The sequence below is a fragment of the Bartonella sp. B35(2025) genome (assembly GCF_053794465.1).
The window spans coordinates 388,097-410,712 of the sequence record NZ_CP200035.1 but is presented as its reverse complement, the minus strand read 5'-3'; the positions used below and the strand labels follow the sequence as shown (position 1 = coordinate 410,712).

Below are 22,616 nucleotides of genomic sequence, written 5' to 3'. Positions count from 1 at the left end.
ACTATTAAGTCGCAGAACTTTTTTTTCTCACACGCCTTTTTGCAAGACATGCATCTTTTCTCCCCTCTGAGTAAATAGGTCTGTCAGAAGATGAGATTTGTAACTGCAAATCCTCTTTTCCTCCACTTGGTTTATATGTTAATATGCGGACTATGCCGCCATTACGCAACTTTCCAAATAAAATTTCATCAGCTAATGGCTTCTTAATGTATTCTTGTATAACACGCCTCAATGGACGTGCTCCCATTTGAGGATCATATCCTTTATTGGTAAGCCAAACCATTGCAGAAGTACTTAATTCAAAACTGATTCTTCGATCAGCCAGCTGTGCTTCAAGCTGAAAAATAAACTTTTGCATGATTTGACTAATGGTCAGCTGAGATAAAGGTGCAAACGGAATGATAGCATCTAATCGATTACGAAATTCTGGTGTAAACAATCGATTGATTGCTTCTATGTCATCACCTGTACGATATACTTTACCGAACCCAATGGCTGATTTTGCCATATTTGCAGCACCAGCATTGGTTGTCATAATTAAAATGATATTGTGGAAATCAATTTTCTTCCCATTATGGTCCGTTAATTTTCCATAATCCATTACCTGTAATAAAATATTAAATAACTCTGGATGAGCTTTCTCGATTTCATCTAGTAATAAAACAGCATGTGGTTTTTGATCAACTGCATCTGTTAAAAGGCCTCCTTGATCAAATCCTATATAGCCTGGAGGAGCCCCTATTAAGCGTGATACTGTATGCCGTTCTATATATTCTGACATATCAAAACGTAATAATTCAACTCCTAAAGAAGATGCAAGCTGTTTTGCGACCTCAGTTTTTCCTACACCTGTTGGTCCTGAAAATAAATAACTACCTATTGGTCTTCCAGATTCACGCAATCCTGCTCGCGCTAATTTAATTGACGATACCAATGCTAAAATTGCTTGATCTTGTCCATAAACAACACGCTTCAGTTCTTTTTCAAGATTATTAAGTATTTTTTGATCATTACCAGAAACTGTTTTGGACGGAATTTTGGCCATAGTTGCAATAGTGGCTTCAATTTCTTTAACGCCTATACTCTTTTTTCTCTGTTTTTTTGGCAAAAGCATCTGCGCTGCACCACTTTCATCAACAACATCAATTGCTTTATCAGGTAACCGACGATCAGCCATATAACGTGAGGATAACTCAACGGATGCTTTCATCGCCTCATCTGTATATTTGATCTGATGAAAATCTTCAAAATAAGGCTTCAATCCCTGTAAAATCTTAATTGCATCAGCAACAGAAGGCTCATTAATATCAATCTTTTGAAAACGACGTTCCAAAGCTCGATCCTGTTCAAAAATTTTACGATACTCTCTATAAGTCGTTGAACCAATGCATCGAATAGTTCCTGAAGATAATACAGGTTTTAAAAGATTTGCTGCATCCATATTTCCTCCTGATGTAGCTCCTGCTCCAATCAATGTATGAATTTCATCAATAAATAAAACGGCACCTGGATACTGTTCAAATTCTTTAATAACTTGCTTTAGACGTTCTTCAAAATCACCACGATAGCGTGTACCGGCAACAAGCCCTCCCATATCAAGAGAAAATATTGTTGTATTTGATAAAACCTCAGGTACTTGTTTATCAACAATACGTTTGGCTAACCCCTCAATTATAGCTGTTTTTCCAACACCAGGATCACCTACTAAAAGTGGATTATTTTTTGACCTGCGACATAAAATCTGAATCATTCGTGAAATTTCTATGTCACGGCCAACCAATAAATCAATTTTTCCATTGCGTGCTTTGCAATTTAAATCAACACAGTAAGCAGTAAGTGCACTCATCACCTTTTCATCAGTATCTGAAATCTGCTGATCCAATTGCTCTTCAAGATCCTCAAGCAACATGGATAATCCATCATCATGTGTAATGCCATGTGAAATGAACCGCACAGCATCATAACGTGTCATTCCCATCTCTTGAAGAAAATATACTGCATGACTTTCACGTTCAGAAAAAATTGCAACGAGAACATTTGCTCCTGATACTTCATCTTTTCCAGCTGATTGAGCATGTATCACTGCGCGTTGAATAACACGCTGGAAAAATACTGTTGGTTTTGTATCCTCATCAGCTCTAATCTGTACATCCAATTCTGACTGGATATAATTTGTTAAGCGCTCTCTCAATTCTCCCAAATCTACTTGACAAGCTTGAATAACTAAACTTGCATCAGCATCATCTAGCAATGCAAGCAAAAGATGTTCTAATGTTGCATACTCATGCTGCGCTTGAGTGGCAATTGTTAATGCACGGTGCAAAACTTCTTCAAGACTAGGCGTAAAAGATGGCATAATACCTCACTTCCATTCCATTACACATTGTAATGGATGTTCATTTTCACGTGCATACTCCATAACTTGCACAACTTTCATTTCAGCCACTTCATAAGTATAAACTCCACATTCACCTACCCCATTTTGATGAACATTTAACATAATATGTGTTGCTTCCTGGAAACTTTTCTTAAAAATTTTTTTCAAAATAAAAACAACAAAATCCATAGGTGTATAATCATCATTAAGCAAAAAAACACGGTATAACTTAGGATTTTGAATTTTTAATTTAGCTTTAGGAATTATAATAGCGTTATGATGCCTATTTTCTTTCAAATTCTTGCCCTTTTCATTGTGCATAACACAGAGTATAGAGTTTATTATTAATTTTTGTAGCATCATCATTTTCCATGTAGCGCACTTTTTTACCAATCTTACGCTCGCTCATAACCATTACAACAACCGTTTACATAAAGATAAAGAAAATTTTGCTTTATAGTTAGATTAAGTCAAATATAGCACATACAAAGTGATTTCTGTAAACAAATTGGTAACACCATTCGTCTAAACTGTATCAATGCACTACAAGCAAAAAGAACCCGGACAGGAGTTTTTAGAATAAATGAAGAAATAGGATACTACAAGTGTATATTAACTGCCAAAAAATTGTGCATTGCTATAAGAAGGTAGCAAGTGCTCTTATTATTTTAGCTTTTTCTTACTCTTGGGCATTAGCTACTCCTCAGGGAGCTTATCCCGATAAATATGCTGCTATCGTTATAGATGCAAATACAGGAAAAACCTTATTTCAAGCCAATGCAACACTGAAACGTTATCCTGCTTCTTTAACGAAAATGATGACATTGTATATACTCTTTGAGGCTATGCATATGCGTCGTGTAACACCCAATACGCCAATCCTTATCTCAAATTATGCAGCATCACGCCCACCAACAAAAATCGGACTTAAAGCGGGTCAAACAATTTCTGCAGAAGTAGCAGCCAAAGCACTCATTACAAAATCAGCAAATGATGTTGCTACTGCTATTGCTGAATATCTTGGTGGTAATGAAAAAAAATTTGCTCAAATGATGACAGCAAAAGCTCACAAACTTGGTATGGTAAATACTCGTTTTGCAAATGCTTCAGGACTCCCAGATATATACAATTATTCTACAGCACAGGATATGGCTATTTTATCATTAGCCTTACGTAAACATTTTCCACAACAGTATAAGCTATTCAAAACAAAAAGTTTTACTTTTCGTGGACAAACAATTAACAGCCACAACAAATTGGTCAAAACAATGAAAGGTGTTGATGGAATTAAAACAGGTTACACACAAATGTCAGGTTCTAATTTAGCAACATCAATACATCTTGAAGGGCGCTCTGTTGTTGCTGTCGTTATGGGAGGAAGATCATCAACTGCACGTGATAACCATATGGCTAGCTTATTGAATCGATATTTACCTAAAGCAAGCCGCATGAAAAGTGACAAATACTTAGTAGCTTCTGCTCACCATAATTTACCTATTGGTACAAGTACTCCTATACCAACCATTAAAGCTTATGTAACCGATTTTGATGACGAAGTTTCTACTATATTGGCAGCACTCGGGGAGAAATCTAAAAATTCCAATAGAGTTATAGCTTCTATAAACCAAGCAATTATACCAATCCCTACCCCTCAAAAAGCTATACCCATTGAAATGGATAGAATTGTTGCTGCCTCTTTATCTACAAATGCTGGATGGGCTATTCAAATTGGTTCTCTTCCCGATAAAGAACAAGCAAAAAATCTGCTTTTGAAAGCAAAAAACACTGCTTATTCAACTTTAAAACATACATCTTCACATATGCAATTGTTTGAAAAAAGTGGGCGTCGTTACTACCGTGCTCGATTTATAGGTTTTCAATCAAAAAAGGCTGCATTCAGGGCTTGTTCGACTCTAAAGAAAGCAAATTTTAACTGCTATATTGTAGCTTATTAAAAGTTTTTGAATTCTGCGTTAAGGATAGTACCATGAAATATAATGCTGTTGCTTCATCTCCTGAAAAAGAAAATTTATTGAAGCAATCACCCTTTCTTTCATTGTATTCTTTTCACGATGCTTTGACAAAGCTTGCTGGCTTAAAACATACGCCATCTATGCTTAACACACAATCTCTTATCAGTCTTCTCATTTACCAAACAGCTCGAAATCGCCGCCTAGCTATACCTCCTGTACGCATTCATCTACGCGTTGCAAGCCAAACTGGTAGCGTACCTATAAAAATTCGTCTAGGTGCAACAAATATCTAATTTCATAAGATAGTTTTCGCGAGAATTATTTATTAATAAAAATATCCACACATTGCCTACAATTCTTTAAAAGATACATTTCTTCTTTATTTTGATAAGAATTGTAATACAAACCTCTATTCAGCTATTGAATAATATCTTCAATTTTTAAACAGAATTATACTTCAAATGAAGCACGACACAAGCATCAAATATTAGAATCACTTTTTGATTTAATAATAAAAACTATCGTCCTTTGATATCTTTTCTATAAATGGAAAGTGGACTCTATTAAATGTAAGTATCCAAACTGCACAATTTTGTAGAAAATCTTCTTCAGTAATTTACCAATTGCTCTAAGCAATATAGGCGCTATATAAGCATTACTTAAGCTCTTTTTTAAATTTGTCATCTCCTCAATACACAAGACAACTTTAAAATGCAAGAACCGCATTGATGAATAATTAAATTTATTTAATTAAGTATTATCGTTCCTTTTAACAAATTATTGCATTGATTGCGAGACCAGCTTTACTTGTTTCTTTATAGCGTTCACTCATATCATATCCTGTCTGACGCATTGTTTCTACACAAGTATCAAGAGAAATAAAATGCTTTCCATTATTATGTAATGCAAGAGAAGAGGCTGTTACTGCTTTAATAGCACCCATTGCATTGCGCTCAATGCAAGGAATTTGTACAAGACCTAAAACCGGGTCACATGTCATTCCTAAATGATGCTCAAGAGCAATCTCTGCAGCATTTTCAACTTGGGCTGGTGTACCACCCAATGCTGCCGTCAACCCCGCAGCTGCCATCGAAGATGCTGCCCCAACTTCACCCTGACAACCAACTTCTGCACCAGAAATAGAAGCATTATGTTTTATGATACCACCAATAGCTGCAGCTGTTAATAAAAAATTATGTATCCCCTCTCGATCTGAACCATCATTAAACTGAAGATAATAACGCAAAACTGCAGGTATAACACCAGATGCACCATTTGTCGGTGCAGTTACAACGCGACCACCAGATGCATTTTCCTCATTCACTGCTATGGCATATACAGAAAGCCAATCATTTGCTAAAAATGGATGATTGCAATTTTTCTTCTGATTTTCCAAAAGCTTATTGTATAGTTTTTTAGCACGCCTCGGGATAGATAATCCACCCGGCAATTCACCTTCTTGTGAAAGTCCTCTATCAATACAATTCGTCATAACTGAAAAAATTTCATCGAGTCCTGTATTAAGAATAGAGCGCTCTATCTTTGTCTCTTCATTGATACGCTTCATTTCAGCAATTGAAAGCCCTGATTTTCCAGCCATTGATAACATTTTACTTGCAGAATCAAAAGGGTATGGCACATCAGATATTTCTAATCGTTTATTGTCATTCACATGACCTAATTCATCCTCGGTTACAACAAAACCGCCACCAATAGAATAATAAATTTTTCGTAAAATAATATTTTTATCAGAATCAAGCCCTTCAAATGCAAGACCATTAGCATGTTGAGGTAAGGATTTTTTTTCAAAAATAAGATCACTGTGCACATCAAATTGATAAGCAGGATGACCTTCTGGTTGTACTTTTTTTTCGCGTCTAATTTTTTCTAACAATAACTCTATGCAATCAGGATCAATAGTAGAGGCTTTTTTTCCTGAAAGTCCTAACATAACGGCTTTATCTGTGGCATGACCAATTCCTGTGGAAGATAATGAACCATAAAGATAAATACGTATATGAGAAACTATAGTATGGGATGAATAAGAAAGATTTTGTGCAACAATCTCCTGCAAAAACATATTAGCAGCAGTCATCGGCCCCATAGTATGTGAACTAGAAGGACCAATACCAATTTTAAAAAGTTCAAAAACAGATAAAAACACCCATTACTCCCCAAAATCAAATATCAGATTTGAGTATAGACTTTTTTATTACTTTTGTCCCATTTTAAAATCAAATTGCGAGATAAGCTAAAAAAATGATAGCAATGAATACGAATATTGCACGTCTCGCCACCACCCAACACTTTCTTTCTATAGTGCTTTCCATAATCAACCTTTGAAAAACTGATAACAATTCTCGAAGAACTAATTTCTCGATGTACAAAACGTAGTAAAATAAATGTTACCATACAATATTAAAATTAAATAAAGACAAGAATTTCCCACCAAAATATTTTTCATAATGCTTTAAACCCTTAAAATTTCACACACAATTACATAAAAATATTTTATGAACAAAAGCCCTACAAGAGTACCAAAAACGAAAAATTCCATGCTTTCCGGTAAAGCATCTTTTCTTGCTCATCCTTTTTAATTCCTATGAATATGATTATTTAATAAAATACGCAAAATTTTCGATTGGTTCACGTTCAGTCTCAAAATTATTTTCTGGGGCATTCACATCACGATAGCCAAGTGCCATACCACAAATAACATGCTGATCAGGAGGGATTGATAAAAGTGTATGAATTTGCTTATGATAATCAGCAAAAGCAGCCTGTGGACATGTATCTAATCCAAATCCACGTGCTGCTAACATAATAGTCTGCATAAATATACCTAAATCAAGCCAGCTTCCCATTTCCATATCTTGATCAATTATGAACAAAAGCCCTACAGGAGCACCAAAAAACGAAAAATTCCGTGCTTTCTGATAAAGCATCTTTTCCTGCTCATCTTTTTTAATTCCAAGGCTCTTATAAAGATCTAAACCAATTTTTTTACGCCGAGAAAGATAAGGTTCACGCCATTGACGTGGATAATAGTGATATTTACGCTCTCCTTTTATACCTGATAACACGAGTTGTGAGAGTTCCTTTCCTACTTTCTGTAGTGCTTCCCCCGTTAAAACAATCACTTTCCAAGGTTGAAGATTTGTTCCAGATGGTGCGCGTGCTGCAAACCTTAAGATTTTTTTTATCGTTTCCTGTGTAACTGGCTGATTAGTAAAAGCTCGAATCGACCTCCGTGACAAAATAGATTGAAAAATATCAATAGGAGAATCCACCATTATTTTTACTTTCTCTTTGTCAAAAAATGAATCTAAATGCTATTATTTTCTAATAAAGATAATATGTTACTAAAAAAACCTCACACAACCCATTCTTTAATAAAAAAGCAATCATTTAAATAAGCAAATGCAATAAATTCAAAAATTAATGATTACTTCCAATTTTAATAAACACTTAAAAAAATATCTTCAATGTGTTTTAAATTATAAAAACAATAATTAATATTATACTACACCCGTTATAAGTTAGTGTATAGCACCAACATCTATACCTAATTTTTTAAGTTTTTTTGGTACAAAACAATTTTTTAAGTACGCGGTGAACACATCAGATACTTCAAACAAAAAAGCTTAATTTTTTAAAACCACAGTATTCGTTTTTATTTGCAATAATTCATTTTCGTATAAAGCTATATGCTCCTATACAGAAAAAATTAAGATCTACTCCTTTATAATCAAATAATTATTGAAATTTTTTATGTTAATTTATTAATTAAATATCATCTATACATTATATTATTATAAAATACACTGTTATCAAAAGTGTATATATAATTTTATAACAATTTTAATTTGTGTTTTATTTTCTACTCTTTTATATTTTTAATTATAAAAAATAAAAAAATCCTCTTATAATACAAGTATCGAATGAAAAAAGTTTTTATTTTTCAGATTACTGAGAAATGATTGCTGATTATTCTTTGTGATACAATTTTTAAGTTTTATAAAAGACACTAATAAAGATAAGTTGTTCCAAAGCTATTTATAATCATAAACCACCTTGTTCTTAGGTAATCTATCCTTTCCTTAATACACATGAACTAACCATAATCTATTTTATATATTTTTCAATTTTAAATATATTTAAAATAAACCTTCTACCTAGCTACACAGATAAGAAATTTTAAAAACCTATATTGTCATAAGCAAACATAATAAACTATCAAAAATGCTCAAAACAACAATTTCCTTATAGTTTTTACAATCATATTTATCAGAAAAGTATACTATTTTTATATTTTAAAAATTTAAAAGCGTCCAAATTTAAAATTTGGACGCTTTCACATTACTTTTAACATATACCCAAATTACTCAGCAGCTGCACTGGTTGTCATATTTGTTAACATAACTTTAGCAGTTTCATTATTACTAGATTTACGTCGTTCATCTACAATTAAATCATCACGAACCGCAGCAATACGGCGAATTTGAGTAATAGTACCACCTGTACCCGCAGGAATAAGACGACCAACAATAACATTTTCTTTGAGCCCTTGCAGAGTATCAATTTTCCCAGAAACTGCCGCCTCAGTAAGTACCCGAGTTGTCTCCTGAAATGATGCTGCTGAAATAAAAGATGGTGTTTGAAGAGATGCTTTGGTAATTCCAAGAAGAATGGGATTACCAGATGCAGGCTTTTTCCCTTCCGCAATCAAATTATCGTTTATCTCATCTAATTCAATACGATCAACATTATCGCCTGGAATATAACCAGAATCTCCAGACTCGGTAATTTCAACCTTTTGCAACATTTGACGAACAATTACTTCAATATGCTTATCATTAATTAAAACACCTTGTAGACGATAAACCTCTTGAATTTCATTAACAAGATAAGATGCCAGAGCTTCAACACCTTTAATAGCCAAGATATCATGAGGTGCCGGATTGCCATCAAGAATATAATCTCCTTTTTCAATCTGATCTCCTTCTTGGAAATGAAACAACTTACCCTTTGGAATTAAATATTCTACTGGTTCAAAAGTTTCATCATTTGGCTCAATGATAATACGGCGCTTATTCTTATAACCACGACCGAACCGAATTGTACCACTAATTTCGGCAATAATAGCGTGATCTTTTGGACGCCGTGCTTCAAAAAGTTCAGCCACACGTGGTAAACCACCCGTAATATCTTTTGTCTTAGCACTTTCCATTGGTAAACGTGCAATGACATCACCAGCCTTGACATAAGCACCAGGCTCAACAGAAAGAATAGTTTCTACTGACATCATATAACGAGCTTCACCACCCTTATATAATTTAGCAATAGACTCACCTTTTTTGTCTGCATGTATTATGATTGCTGGCTTTAGCTCAGAACCACGTGGATTAGCACGCCAATCAATTACCAAACGCTTCGTAATACCTGTAGATTCATCAGCTGTTTCAGTAACTGATAAACCATCAATCATATCTTCAAAGCCCACATAACCATCAACTTCAGTCAAAATCGGACGTGTGTAGGGATCCCATTCTGCTATACGCTGACCACATTTAACAATGTCACCATCATCAACAAAAATATGCGCTCCATAGCTAACACGATGTACAACACGCTCTTTTCCAGCCTCATCCTTAATAAGGATAGCTGTATTGCGCCCCATAACCACTAAATGACCTTCAGAATTACGAACCACATTGCGATTACGAATCTCTACAATACCTTCATAAGAAGCCTCTAAATGAGATGAATCAACAACCTGTGCTGTTCCACCTAAGTGGAAGGTACGCATAGTAAGCTGTGTCCCTGGTTCACCAATTGATTGAGCAGCAATGACACCAACTGCTTCACCCTGATTAACTGGTGTCCCACGCGCCAAATCACGACCATAACACTTTGCACAAACACCAAGACGCGTTTCACATGTCAAAGCAGAACGAATTTGAACAGACTGAATTCCAGCTTCTTCAATTTTGGCGACATCGACCTCCTCAATCATCGCACCACCTTCGAGAATAACTTCCCCAGAAACTGGATGCAAAATATCAACAAGCGCTGTACGACCAAGAATTCTCTGACCAAGTGATGCAACAATTTGTCCTGCATCAACAATTGGCTGCATAGTTAAACCCTTTGCAGCACCACAATCAACCGCTGAAATAATAGCATCCTGAGCAACATCAACAAGACGCCGTGTTAAGTAACCAGAGTTAGCAGTTTTTAATGCGGTATCAGCAAGTCCTTTACGAGCACCATGCGTTGAATTGAAATACTCGTTAACAGTTAGACCTTCTTTAAAATTTGAAATAATCGGCGTTTCAATAATTTCACCTGATGGTTTTGCCATTAATCCCCGCATACCGGCCAACTGCTTCATCTGATTAGCAGAACCACGTGCACCAGAATGTGACATCATATAGATTGAATTCATTTGCCGTTGACGACCTGTTTTAGGATCAAATTCAACAGCCTGAAGACGCTTCATCATCTCATCTGCAACGCGATCTGTACATTTACCCCAAGCATCTACAACCTTGTTATACTTCTCACCTTGCGTAATCAAACCATCATTATATTGTTGTTCATATTCTTTAGCCAACGCTTCTGTCTCTGCAACTAAACGTGACTTGCTATCAGGGATAACCATATCATCCTTACCAAATGAAATCCCAGCACGACAAGCATGAGAAAAACCAAGTTGCATGATACGATCACAAAAAATAACCGTCTCTTTTTGCCCACAGTGCCGATAAACCTGATCAATCATTTTAGAAATGTTCTTTTTGGTCATTTCTTGGTTAACAATATCAAATGAAATATTTGGATTTTTCGGTAAAAGCTCACCAATAATCAAACGACCAGGCGTTGTATCATAAAGTTTTGCAACTTCTTTTCCATCCTTTCCCATATTTTTAAAACGGCCTTTAATCTTCGTGTGAAGAGTCACAACTTTGTTTTCTAAAGCATGATGCAGCTCACCTATATCGGCAAAAGCCATACCTTCACCTGGTTCTTTTTCAGAAACAATCGAAAGATAATAAAGACCAAGAACCATATCCTGCGATGGAACAATAATTGGTGCACCATTGGCTGGATGCAGAATATTATTAGTCGACATCATCAAAACACGAGCTTCAAGCTGTGCTTCAAGAGAAAGCGGAACATGAACCGCCATTTGATCACCATCAAAATCTGCATTAAAAGCAGTACATACTAATGGATGAAGCTGTATCGCTTTCCCTTCGATCAGGATAGGCTCAAAAGCTTGAATCCCTAAACGGTGTAGCGTCGGTGCACGATTCAGCAAAACAGGATGTTCACGAATAACTTCATCTAAAATATCCCAAACTTCTGGATGTTCTTTTTCAACAAGCTTCTTTGCCTGCTTCACAGTTGATGAATAACCTTTCGCATCAAGTCGCGCATAAATGAATGGCTTAAACAACTCGAGAGCCATCTTTTTAGGAAGACCACATTGATGTAATTTTAATTCAGGACCTGTTACAATAACTGAACGCCCTGAATAATCGACACGCTTCCCAAGCAAATTTTGACGAAAGCGCCCTTGTTTTCCCTTTAACATATCTGAAAGCGACTTTAGAGGACGCTTGTTTGCTCCAGTAATAACACGCCCACGGCGACCATTATCAAACAGCGCATCAACAGCTTCCTGCACCATACGCTTTTCATTGCGCACAATAATTCCGGGAGCACGCAATTCAATCAGTCGTTTCAAGCGATTATTACGGTTTATAACACGTCGATAAAGATCATTTAAATCTGACGTTGCAAAACGCCCACCATCAAGCGGAACTAATGGACGTAAATCTGGAGGAATAACTGGAATAGTTTTCATAATCATCCATTCCGGTTTATTGCCAGATTCAAGAAAATTTTCAACAATCTTAAGTCGTTTAATTAGTTTTTTCTGTTTTAATTCTGAAGCTGTTTCACTCAATTCAATGCGTAAATCATTTGCGATCTTTTCTAATTCCATACCAGCCAAAAGCTCATAAATAGCTTCAGCACCAATCATGGCCGTAAATTGATCTTCTCCAAATTCATCAACAGCAAGCATATATTCTTCTTCAGAAAGAAGCTGATGAAGCTTAAGAGATGTCAAACCTGGCTCTGTTACAATATAATTTTCAAAATAAAGAACCCGCTCAATATCCTTCAAAGTTAAATCTAAAAGAGTAGAAATACGGCCTGGTAACGATTTAAGAAACCAAATATGGGCAACCGGTGCTGCAAGCTCAATGTGTCCCATACGCTCACGACGCACGCGTGAAAGAGTAACCTCCACACCACATTTCTCACAGATAATGCCTTTATATTTCATGCGTTTATATTTACCACATAAACATTCATAATCTTTAATCGGACCAAATATGCGTGCACAAAAAAGACCATCACGCTCCGGTTTAAAAGTACGATAATTAATAGTCTCAGGCTTCTTAATCTCACCATATGACCAAGACAGAATCTTCTCAGGACTCGCAATTGAAATACGAATAGAGTCAAATGTCTGCGTTGGCGCCTGAGGATTGAAAAGATTCATGACCTCGTGGTTCATGCCGTTCTCCTTCAAAGATTCTTAAAACCTATTGCAATAGCTCTTTAATTTTATCACAGATCTTATCTAAAACCTGCTTCTACTTTTAAAATTACCTGTGTTATTTTTATAAAAATTTCTTTATTTATTCTCTCAAGATAATCTAAGCGCACTATTCCTAATGCGCCCTTTGAATTATTGTTCTGCTATATCAGATAATGTTCGTCGCGCAATAAGTTCACGCGCATCATCAAGCTCTACATTAAGAGCGAGTGAACGCATTTCTTTCACTAATACATTAAAACTTTCAGGTATACCCGCCTCAAATGTATCATCACCACGCACAATAGCTTCATAAACTTTTGTTCGACCAGCCACATCATCCGATTTAACTGTCAGCATCTCCTGTAGAGTGTACGCGGCACCGTAAGCTTCAAGTGCCCAGACTTCCATTTCACCAAAACGCTGACCACCAAATTGTGCCTTACCTCCCAATGGCTGCTGCGTAACAAGCGAATAAGGTCCAATTGAACGTGCATGAATCTTATCATCAACAAGATGGTGTAATTTAAGCATATAAATATACCCTACTGTCACTGGACGATCAAAAGGTTCCCCAGTACGACCATCATAAAGTGTAACTTGCCCTGAACTATCCAAACCTGCATCTTCCAACATCAAGTTAATATCAGCTTCATGCGCTCCATCAAAAATAGGTGTTGCAATTGAAACACCTTTCCTCATCTGTAATGCTAATTTATAAAGACTTTCATTATCATACTGACGTACTGGTTCATTACGATCATTATCGGGAATGAAATTCTCAATACGCTGACGTAAAGGAAGTATATCCCCAGTCTCTCGGTAAAATTCCACCAAATCGCCAATCTTCTTGCCCATACCAGCACATGCCCAACCAAGATGTGTCTCAAGAATCTGACCAACATTCATACGACTAGGTACACCGAGTGGATTCAATACAATATCGGCATGAGTTCCATCTTCAAGAAATGGCATATCTTCTACTGGAAGAATACGTGACACGACACCCTTATTACCATGGCGTCCTGCCATCTTATCACCTGGCTGAATTTTGCGCTTCACAGCCACAAAAACCTTTACCATTTTCATGACACCAGGAGGCATTTCATCACCTCTTTGGACTTTTTCAACTTTATCCATAAAGCGACGCTGCAATGCTTCCTTTGATTCATCATACTGCTTACGTAAAGCATCAATCGAATCCTGAAGCTTTTCATCCTCAACAGAAAATTGCCACCATTGTGAACGTGGATAATGCCCCATAATTACACTATCAAGTTTCTTACCTTTCGAAAATCCTTTTGGACCTTCTACAGCTAATTTACCTGTCAGCATATCAGCAAGACGTGCATAAACATTGCGATCAAGAATTGATTGCTCATCATCACGATCTTTAGCCAAACGTTCAATTTCTTCACGTTCAATTGCCATAGCACGCTCATCTTTTTCCACACCATGGCGATTAAAAACACGAACTTCAACAACAGTTCCAAAAGTCCCTGGAGGCATTCGCATAGAAGTATCACGAACATCTGAAGCTTTTTCTCCAAAAATTGCGCGTAAAAGCTTCTCTTCTGGTGTCATGGGACTTTCACCCTTTGGTGTAATCTTACCAACCAAAATATCACCAGGTTGAACATCAGCACCAATATAAATAATACCAGCTTCATCAAGATTCCTTAACGCCTCTTCCGCAACATTAGGAATATCACGAGTAATTTCTTCTGGACCAAGCTTTGTATCACGTGCAGCAACTTCAAATTCCTCAATATGAATTGAAGTAAAAACATCATCGGCAACGATACGCTCAGAAAGCAAAATAGAATCCTCATAGTTATACCCATTCCAAGGCATAAATGCTACAAGAACATTCCTCCCAAGAGCTAAATCACCAAGATCTGTAGACGGACCATCCGCAATGATATCACCCTTCTCTATCCGATCACCAACATGTACCAAAGGACGCTGATTAATACAGGTAGACTGATTGGAACGCTGAAATTTTTGTAAACGATAAATATCAACACCAGATTTTGAAGGATTTAGATCTTCTGTTGCACGGATAACAATACGTGTCGCATCAACTTGATCAACAATACCGCCACGCTTTGCACTAATAGCAGCTCCTGAATCGCGAGCAACTATTGATTCCATACCTGTACCAACAAATGGTGCTTCAGCACGTATAAGTGGAACTGCTTGACGTTGCATATTCGAACCCATTAATGCACGATTTGCATCATCATTTTCCAAAAATGGGATAAGAGCAGCAGCTACTGAAACTAACTGTTTTGGTGAAACATCCATCAAATCAACATGATCTCGTGGTGCCATCAAAACCTCACCTGCATGACGGCAAACAACAAATTCTTCTGTAAAACGCCCTTCAGCATCCAAGGAAGAATTGGCCTGAGCTACATAATGCTTAGATTCTTCCATAGCAGAAAGATAGATAACCTCTGTTGTCACCTTTCCATCAATAATTTTGCGATATGGACTTTCAATAAAACCATATTTATTAACCCGTGCAAATGTTGCTAAAGAATTAATTAAACCAATATTAGGACCTTCTGGTGTCTCAATTGGACAAATACGACCATAATGCGTAGGATGTACGTCACGAACTTCAAAACCTGCACGTTCACGAGTTAAACCACCTGGACCTAAAGCAGAAAGACGGCGCTTATGGGTAATTTCTGACAGCGGATTAGTTTGATCCATAAATTGAGATAATTGTGAAGACCCAAAAAATTCACGAACTGCAGCAGCCGCTGGCTTAGCATTAATCAAATCCTGTGGCATAACTGTATCGATTTCAACAGATGACATGCGTTCTTTTATCGCACGCTCCATACGAAGCAAACCAATACGATATTGATTTTCCATCAATTCTCCAACTGATCGAACACGACGATTGCCAAGATTATCAATATCATCAATTTCACCACGACCATCACGTAATTCAACCAACATTTTTATAACACCAAGAATATCTTCTTGACGTAAAATGCGAATCGTATCTGAACAATCAAGATCCATACGCAAATTCATCTTGACACGCCCAACAGCTGAAAGATCATAACGCTCTGGATCAAAAAATAACGAATGGAACATAGCTTCTGCTGTATCTATTGTCGGTGGCTCACCTGGACGCATCACCCGATAGATATCAAACAATGCATCCTGACGACTTTCATTTCTATCTACTTTTAAAGTATTACGGATATATGCTCCGACATTCATGTGATCAATATCAAGAATATTAATTTGATTAGCATTAACATCAGACAATATCTTCAATGTTTTTTCATCAATTTCATCACCAGCTTCAAGATAAATTTCACCTGTTTGATAATTGACGATATCTTCTGCTAAATAAGATCCCAATAAATCATCTTCACTGACTTTAACCGCTTTCAAACCTTTCTCTGCCAAAGATTTTGCAATACGGACTGTTAATTTTTTACCAGATTCAGCAACTACCTCACCACTATCTGCATCAACAAGATCAGAAACAAGCTTTATTCCCTTAAAGCGATCAACAGAATAAGGAACACGCCATCCATTTCCATCCCGCTCGTAAGAAACTTTATTATAAAAAGTCGATAAAATATCTGACGCATCCATGCCTAATGCCATCAAAAGACTTGTAACCGGAATCTTGCGTCGCCGATCAATACGGGCATAAATAATATCCTTGGCATCAAACTCAATATCGAGCCAAGAACCACGATACGGAATGATGCGAGCAGCAAAAAGAAATTTTCCTGATGAATGTGATTTTCCTTTATCGTGATCAAAAAAGACACCTGGAGAACGATGCATCTGTGACACAATAACACGCTCAGTACCATTAATAATAAAGGTACCATTCGTTGTCATTAAAGGCATGTCACCCATATAAACACCCTGCTCTTTGATATCTTTTATATCTTTCGAACCAGTATCTTCATCAATATCAAAGACAATTAAACGTAATATTACCTTTAACGGTGCAGCATAAGTTAAATCACGCTGACGACATTCTTCAACATCAAATTTTGGTAAATCAAATTCATAACCAACAAATTCGAGTATAGCCGTGCCGGAAAAATCTGAAATAGGAAATACCGATTTAAAAACAGCTTGCAAGCCTTCATCTGGACGCCCACCTTTTGGTTCCTTAATCATAAGAAACTGATCGTATGATGCTTTTTGAACTTCAATAAGATTTGGCATCTCTGCTACTTCAGGAATCTTACCAAAAAACTTACGTACGCGCTTACGACCATTAAATTGAGACGTCATCGCTAGGGTCTGAGCCATCGTTACTCCTCGATCTTTACTCTTCAAGGTAGACTAAACCTTGAAAGCTTTACGTCATTAACCTGCAACATGCAGACCAACTCATCTGATACCCAATAATGAGCATCATTGACTGACCCCATAAACACAAGCCATCTCTTTACTTAGCTCTATGATAAGGGGTACCAGAGAAAAAACCCATACCCACTCAGCTACTAAACTGTTGGGAAAAGAGTTTCATCAAACACCTTCCTTCTTTTCAGAAAGAAGAAAATTGGCGAACGTAAACGCTCGCCGATAAAATAAAATCTACTTAAGCTCAACTTTAGCACCAGCAGCTTCAAGCTGAGATTTAATTTTCTCTGCTTCATCTTTAGAAGCACCTTCTTTAATAGGCTTAGGTGCTCCCTCAACCAAATCTTTAGCTTCTTTAAGGCCAAGACCCGTAAGAGCACGAACTTCCTTAATAACATTAATCTTTTGAGCACCACCTTCAACAAGAATAACATCAAATTCTGTTTTTTCTTCAGCAACTGGTGCAGCAACACCAGCAACAGCAGCAACCGCTACAGGAGCAGCAGCCGAAACTCCCCATTTTTCCTCAAGCAACTTAGAAAGCTCTGCAGCTTCTAAAAGAGTTAAATTAGAAAGGTCTTCCACGATCTTTGCTAGATCAGCCATTTTCAAATTCCTTCAATTAAAAAGTTTGAATCATTATTTAGAATTTATCCAAAAAACAAAAAAGCCTCAAAGCTCCTCTGTTAATGTGAATATAAAACAGCCTTAAGCCGCTTCACCCTCCCGAGCATATGCACCAATAACACGAGCAACCTGACCTGCAGGTGCATTAACAACCTGAACAATACGAGTTGCAGGGGTAGAAACCATACCTATAAACTTTGCCCGTAATTCGTTCAATGAGGGCAATGAAGCCAAAGACTTCACAGCATCTACACTCAAATTTGTTGCACCCATCGAACCACCAAGGATAACAAATTTGTCATTGGTTTTTGCAAAATCAACAGCAACTTTTGGTGCTGTAATTGGATCTTCTGAATAAGCAATAAGCGTCTGCCCAACAAACAAACTCATTATTGATTCAGATTCCGTGCCCTGAAGAGCAATTTTAGCAAGACGGTTTTTGGCGACTTTAACGGCACCACCAGCTTCACTCATTTTCGAACGTAGATCGTTCATCTGTGAAACTGTCAGACCGGAATAATGTGCAACAATAACAGAACCAGATTTTTGAAAAATCTCGTTAAGCCATGTAACAAATTCGCGTTTTTCCGCTTTATTCACTGTCTCTCTCCATTTAACAAGTTTGTTTAAAACAAACCTGTCGATTACCTTTGATAACATAAAAATATTTTATGTTATCGACGAGGATCCTGCCCCCTTTTTCACGCATAGCGATCAAAGGTAACCTTGGTTCAAACTCTTTAAAGTCTTTTAACTCCATAGTTTTTACCCCAGTCTCATGTAGGTCTTTTTTTGATTAAGATACTAATATATCACCTACAATCTCGGACAGGATATCCCGGAATTTCTTCCGGTATAATCTAAGCTCAATAAAGCCCAGATAGCCAAATGCCAACAAAAGCTGACATCTTAAACCCAATCTTGATATTTATATACCTCAAATAAAATCATAAATTTATGCATATCTACTCTGACCGGACAGTTTCAGGATTAACTTTAATCCCAACACCCATCGTCGAAGAAATTGCAACACGCTTAATATATTCCCCCTTTGCACCTTGTGGCTTAGCTTTAATAACAGCATGAGCGAAAGCTTTAATATTTTCTACTATCTTTTCAACCCCAAAAGAAGCCTTACCAATACCAGCATGCACAATACCAGCTTTTTCAACACGAAACTCAACAGCACCACCTTTAGAAGCTTTTACAGCACTGGTAACATCAACTGTTACAGTTCCGACTTTTGGATTCGGCATCAAATTCCGTGGACCAAGAATCTTACCAAGACGACCAACAAGAGGCATCATATCTGGCGTAGCAATACAACGATCAAAATTAATTACCCCACCATTAATACTTTCAAATAAATCTTCAGCTCCCACAACATCTGCACCCGCAGCTTTAGCTTCTTCAGCTTTATTCCCACGTGCAAAAACGGCAACACGAATATTTCGCCCTGTTCCATTAGGTAAATGAGCAACACCTCGCACCATTTGATCTGCATGACGAGGATCAACACCCAAATTCATTGAAATTTCAATTGTTTCATCAAATTTAGCAACCGCACGCTCTTTAACCATTGAAACTGCATCTGTTAAAGTATAAAATTCATTAAAATTAATATCTTTACGAATATTTTTTATTCTTTTTGCTACTTTTCCCATAATATTAGCCCACCACTTCTAAACCCATAGAGCGAGCAGAACCCTCAACCATACGCATCGCTGCTTCAATATCATTTGCATTAAGATCTTTCATCTTTATTTCCGCAATTGAATGAATCTTATCACGAGAAATAATTCCTACCGATACCTTACCAGGCTCTTTTGAACCAGATTTTAAATTTGCTTCTTTCTTTAAGAAAAATGATACTGGAGGCGTCTTTAAAGAGAATGTAAAAGACTTATCCTGATAATAAGTAATAATTACAGGAATCGGTGAACCTTTCTCCATTTCCTGTGTAGCCGCATTAAACGCTTTACAAAATTCCATAATATTAATACCACGCTGACCAAGAGCAGGGCCAATCGGCGGAGACGGAGTAGCAGCCCCTGCAGGAACCTGCAATTTTAGCTGACCTATACTTTTTTTTGCCATAATAATCTGCCTTCAATTTATAATTGGTATGCTGACAATTTATCCTTCCTGCCAGCTTCTATTGCAGTTTGGTGGTTCGGATCATCAAGCCGACAAAAGCTAAAAATTACCTCCCACCGATTACTTAAAGCAATTAAAATCACTCTAAGCTTAATCAAAGTTTTTCAACCTGACCAAATTCCAAATCAACAGGCGTAGGACGCCCAAAAATCAATACCTCAACTTTAAGCCGAGAACGCTCTTCTTCAACTTCTTGAACAACACCATTAAACGAAACAAATGGCCCATCAGCAACACGAACTTGCTCACCAACTTCAAACAATACGGAAGATCTTGGAGACTCAACACCTTCCTGAACCTGTTTAAGAATTTGCTCAGCTTCTCTGTCAGAAATAGGAACAGGGCGCGAATCTGAACCCAAAAAACCCGTCACTTTAGGAGTATTCTTAATAAGATGATAAACCTCATCCGTTAATTCAGCACAGACAAGAACATAGCCAGGAAAAAATTTACGCTCAGTATCAATCTTACGACCACGACGAACCTCAACAACACGCTCAGTCGGAACAAAAATTTTTTCAAAAAGATGATCAAGCCCTTTTTGCTTTGCCTCTTTGCTAATAGCTTCTGCCACCTTCTTTTCAAAATTTGAATATGCTTGAACAATATACCAACGAGCAGCCACAGTTACACTTCCTTATACTATCAACTAAAAAGATATTTTAGAAGATCAATACCCTTCCACACACCAAAATGCATAACCTGATCTACAATAAAAAAGAAAGCTGAAGCCAATGCCGTCACCAATAACACCATAACAGTAGAAATAACTGTTTCACGACGCGTAGGCCATTTCACTTTTGCTGTTTCTGTATAAACTTGCTTTAAAAAAGTAATTGGATTGGTTTTAGATGCCATCAGTCACACTATATTCTTTCTAATCTTACTGTGATTTATATAAAAAAATAAACACAACAAAAATGCGAGAAACCAATTTTCAGCTTTATACGGTTTTTTCATTCTTTACTCAATACCGATTCATACAAAAAAAAACAAGCCCCATAAGAAAAAAAGCAAAGAAGGCAATCCAAATTTACCTTCTTAATAACAAAAATTACACTCACCTTTTGGCAGGGGCAGCAGGGCTTGAACCCGCGACCTGCGGTTTTGGAGACCGCCGCTCTACCAACTGAGCTATACCCCTAATTCTTAAAAAAATAAAACACCTTACAATATAACAACAATTATTATTTACTCAATGATCTTAGAGACGATACCTGCACCGACGGTACGACCACCTTCACGAATAGCAAAACGAAGCTTTTCCTCCATTGCAATTGGAACAATTAAAGAAACATCCATAGCAACATTATCACCAGGCATAACCATCTCAGTACCTTCTGGAAGTATAACAATTCCAGTCACATCTGTAGTACGGAAATAAAATTGAGGACGATAATTTGTAAAAAATGGAGTGTGACGACCACCCTCATCTTTTGTCAAAATATAAGCCTCTGCTTTAAATTTAGTATGCGGAGTAACTGAACCAGGCTTCGCTAAAACTTGACCACGTTCAATTCCATCACGATCAACACCACGAAGTAATGCACCAATATTATCGCCTGCTTGCCCTTGATCCAAAAGCTTGCGGAACATTTCAACCCCTGTAACTGTTGTCTTAGAAGTTGGACGAATACCAATAATCTCGATTTCCTCACCAACTTTAATAACACCACGCTCAACACGACCAGTAACAACAGTTCCACGACCTGAAATCGAAAAAACATCCTCAATCGGCATCAAAAATGGTTGATCAACTGGACGCTCTGGAGTTGGTATATAATTATCAACTTCACTCATCAAAAGACGAACCGCATCTTCACCAATGCTCTTATCTGTATCTTCAAGTGCCGCTAACGCAGAACCTTTAACTATTGGGATATCATCTCCTGGAAAATCATACTTTGATAAAAGCTCACGAACTTCAAGCTCAACAAGCTCTAAAAGCTCAGCATCATCAACTTGATCAACCTTATTAAGAAAAACAACAATCGCAGGAACACCTACTTGACGTGCTAGCAAAATATGCTCTCGTGTCTGTGGCATCGGGCCATCCGCAGCAGAAACAACCAAAATCGCACCATCCATCTGCGCTGCACCTGTGATCATATTCTTTACATAATCTGCATGTCCTGGGCAATCAACATGCGCATAATGCCGGCTCTCTGTTTCATATTCAACGTGTGCCGTAGAAATAGTAATCCCACGCGCACGCTCCTCAGGAGCTGCATCAATTTGATCATATGCTTTAAATTCACCAAAATATTTCGTAATCGCTGCTGTTAATGAAGTCTTCCCATGATCAACATGACCAATCGTACCTATATTAACATGCGGCTTCGTGCGTTCAAATTTGCTCTTTGCCATCGCTGTCAATCTCTTGTTTTGTTAGCGCCTAGGAAACAGGCTTGCAGAAATGAATCAAACCGGACTGACACCATCAGCCCGACTATTGCAACTATGTGACGGACAAACCCGCCTAATTTATGATGGAAGTATCTTCCCATCA

At 37.1% G+C, this 22,616-nt stretch carries 15 protein-coding genes and 1 tRNA gene; 2 read left to right on the top strand and 14 right to left on the bottom strand.

Annotation, left to right across the window (positions count from 1 at the left end; genetic code table 11):
- Positions 1-4 precede the first annotated feature (4 nt).
- Both clpA and clpS read right to left on the bottom strand, forming a co-directional pair.
- On the bottom strand, positions 5-2,356 hold the full coding sequence (clpA, locus tag V4P56_RS01620) for an ATP-dependent Clp protease ATP-binding subunit ClpA (protein WP_455482350.1): 2,352 nt from the start codon (positions 2,354-2,356) through the stop codon (positions 5-7).
- Between the two features lie 6 nt (positions 2,357-2,362).
- Positions 2,363-2,737, bottom strand: coding sequence for an ATP-dependent Clp protease adapter ClpS (gene clpS / locus V4P56_RS01615; protein WP_455482630.1), 375 nt, complete (start codon positions 2,735-2,737; stop codon positions 2,363-2,365).
- A gap of 245 nt (positions 2,738-2,982) precedes the next feature.
- Between clpS and V4P56_RS01610 the strand changes: the two genes are divergently transcribed.
- Together V4P56_RS01610 and V4P56_RS01605 are read left to right on the top strand one after the other, a co-directional pair.
- Positions 2,983-4,332, top strand: a complete 1,350-nt coding sequence (locus V4P56_RS01610) for an SPOR domain-containing protein (RefSeq protein ID WP_455482349.1) — start codon at positions 2,983-2,985, stop codon at positions 4,330-4,332.
- A 32-nt stretch (positions 4,333-4,364) separates the two neighbouring features.
- Positions 4,365-4,643: a hypothetical protein gene (locus V4P56_RS01605; protein ID WP_455482348.1), complete on the top strand. Its 279-nt coding sequence runs from the start codon at positions 4,365-4,367 to the stop codon at positions 4,641-4,643.
- Positions 4,644-5,119: 476 nt separating this feature from the next.
- On the opposite strand, the gene V4P56_RS01600 is transcribed toward V4P56_RS01605, so the two are convergent.
- From V4P56_RS01600 to tuf, 12 genes are all read right to left on the bottom strand, one after another.
- Entirely contained in the window at positions 5,120-6,514 is a 1,395-nt protein-coding gene (locus V4P56_RS01600) for an L-serine ammonia-lyase (RefSeq protein ID WP_455482347.1), read from the bottom strand.
- A gap of 448 nt (positions 6,515-6,962) precedes the next feature.
- Positions 6,963-7,643, bottom strand: a complete 681-nt coding sequence (locus V4P56_RS01595; RefSeq protein ID WP_455482346.1) for a nitroreductase — start codon at positions 7,641-7,643, stop codon at positions 6,963-6,965.
- Between the two features lie 1,088 nt (positions 7,644-8,731).
- Complete coding sequence (gene rpoC / locus V4P56_RS01590) at positions 8,732-12,943, bottom strand: DNA-directed RNA polymerase subunit beta' (protein WP_455482345.1); 4,212 nt, start codon at positions 12,941-12,943, stop codon at positions 8,732-8,734.
- 174 nt (positions 12,944-13,117) lie between these two features.
- Positions 13,118-17,269 (bottom strand): DNA-directed RNA polymerase subunit beta, encoded by a 4,152-nt coding sequence (gene rpoB, locus V4P56_RS01585; protein WP_455482344.1) that lies wholly within the window; start codon positions 17,267-17,269, stop codon positions 13,118-13,120.
- Positions 17,270-17,557: 288 nt separating this feature from the next.
- Positions 17,558-17,929 (bottom strand): 50S ribosomal protein L7/L12, encoded by a 372-nt coding sequence (gene rplL, locus V4P56_RS01580; RefSeq protein WP_455482343.1) that lies wholly within the window; start codon positions 17,927-17,929, stop codon positions 17,558-17,560.
- A gap of 102 nt (positions 17,930-18,031) precedes the next feature.
- Entirely contained in the window at positions 18,032-18,550 is a 519-nt protein-coding gene (rplJ, locus tag V4P56_RS01575; protein ID WP_455482342.1) for a 50S ribosomal protein L10, read from the bottom strand.
- Positions 18,551-18,915: 365 nt separating this feature from the next.
- Complete coding sequence (gene rplA, locus V4P56_RS01570; RefSeq protein ID WP_455482341.1) at positions 18,916-19,614, bottom strand: 50S ribosomal protein L1; 699 nt, start codon at positions 19,612-19,614, stop codon at positions 18,916-18,918.
- Between the two features lie 4 nt (positions 19,615-19,618).
- A complete protein-coding gene (rplK, locus tag V4P56_RS01565) occupies positions 19,619-20,047 on the bottom strand; it encodes a 50S ribosomal protein L11 (RefSeq protein WP_455482340.1) in 429 nt (142 codons plus the stop codon).
- A 154-nt stretch (positions 20,048-20,201) separates the two neighbouring features.
- The gene (gene nusG, locus V4P56_RS01560; RefSeq protein WP_455482339.1) at positions 20,202-20,732 is read right to left on the bottom strand and encodes a transcription termination/antitermination protein NusG; all 531 of its coding nucleotides are present in this window, start codon (positions 20,730-20,732) and stop codon (positions 20,202-20,204) included.
- 20 nt (positions 20,733-20,752) lie between these two features.
- The gene (secE, locus tag V4P56_RS01555) at positions 20,753-20,965 is read right to left on the bottom strand and encodes a preprotein translocase subunit SecE (protein ID WP_455482338.1); all 213 of its coding nucleotides are present in this window, start codon (positions 20,963-20,965) and stop codon (positions 20,753-20,755) included.
- 210 nt (positions 20,966-21,175) lie between these two features.
- Positions 21,176-21,251, bottom strand: a tRNA-Trp gene (locus V4P56_RS01550).
- A 47-nt stretch (positions 21,252-21,298) separates the two neighbouring features.
- Positions 21,299-22,474: an elongation factor Tu gene (tuf, locus tag V4P56_RS01545; protein WP_455481550.1), complete on the bottom strand. Its 1,176-nt coding sequence runs from the start codon at positions 22,472-22,474 to the stop codon at positions 21,299-21,301.
- Positions 22,475-22,616 lie beyond the last annotated feature (142 nt).

Excerpts from the sequence above, each read along its gene's own strand:
- clpA (WP_455482350.1), bottom strand. The coding sequence starts at position 2,356 with ATGCCATCTTTTACGCCTAGTCTTGAAGAAGTTTTGCACCGTGCATTA.
- clpS (WP_455482630.1), bottom strand. The coding sequence starts at position 2,737 with ATGCTACAAAAATTAATAATAAACTCTATACTCTGTGTTATGCACAAT.
- V4P56_RS01605 (WP_455482348.1), top strand. The coding sequence starts at position 4,365 with ATGAAATATAATGCTGTTGCTTCATCTCCTGAAAAAGAAAATTTATTG.
- V4P56_RS01595 (WP_455482346.1), bottom strand. The coding sequence starts at position 7,643 with ATGGTGGATTCTCCTATTGATATTTTTCAATCTATTTTGTCACGGAGG.
- rpoC (WP_455482345.1), bottom strand. The coding sequence starts at position 12,943 with ATGAACCACGAGGTCATGAATCTTTTCAATCCTCAGGCGCCAACGCAG.
- rpoB (WP_455482344.1), bottom strand. The coding sequence starts at position 17,269 with ATGGCTCAGACCCTAGCGATGACGTCTCAATTTAATGGTCGTAAGCGC.
- rplL (WP_455482343.1), bottom strand. The coding sequence starts at position 17,929 with ATGGCTGATCTAGCAAAGATCGTGGAAGACCTTTCTAATTTAACTCTT.
- rplA (WP_455482341.1), bottom strand. The coding sequence starts at position 19,614 with ATGGGAAAAGTAGCAAAAAGAATAAAAAATATTCGTAAAGATATTAAT.
- rplK (WP_455482340.1), bottom strand. The coding sequence starts at position 20,047 with ATGGCAAAAAAAAGTATAGGTCAGCTAAAATTGCAGGTTCCTGCAGGG.
- secE (WP_455482338.1), bottom strand. The coding sequence starts at position 20,965 with ATGGCATCTAAAACCAATCCAATTACTTTTTTAAAGCAAGTTTATACA.
- tuf (WP_455481550.1), bottom strand. The coding sequence starts at position 22,474 with ATGGCAAAGAGCAAATTTGAACGCACGAAGCCGCATGTTAATATAGGT.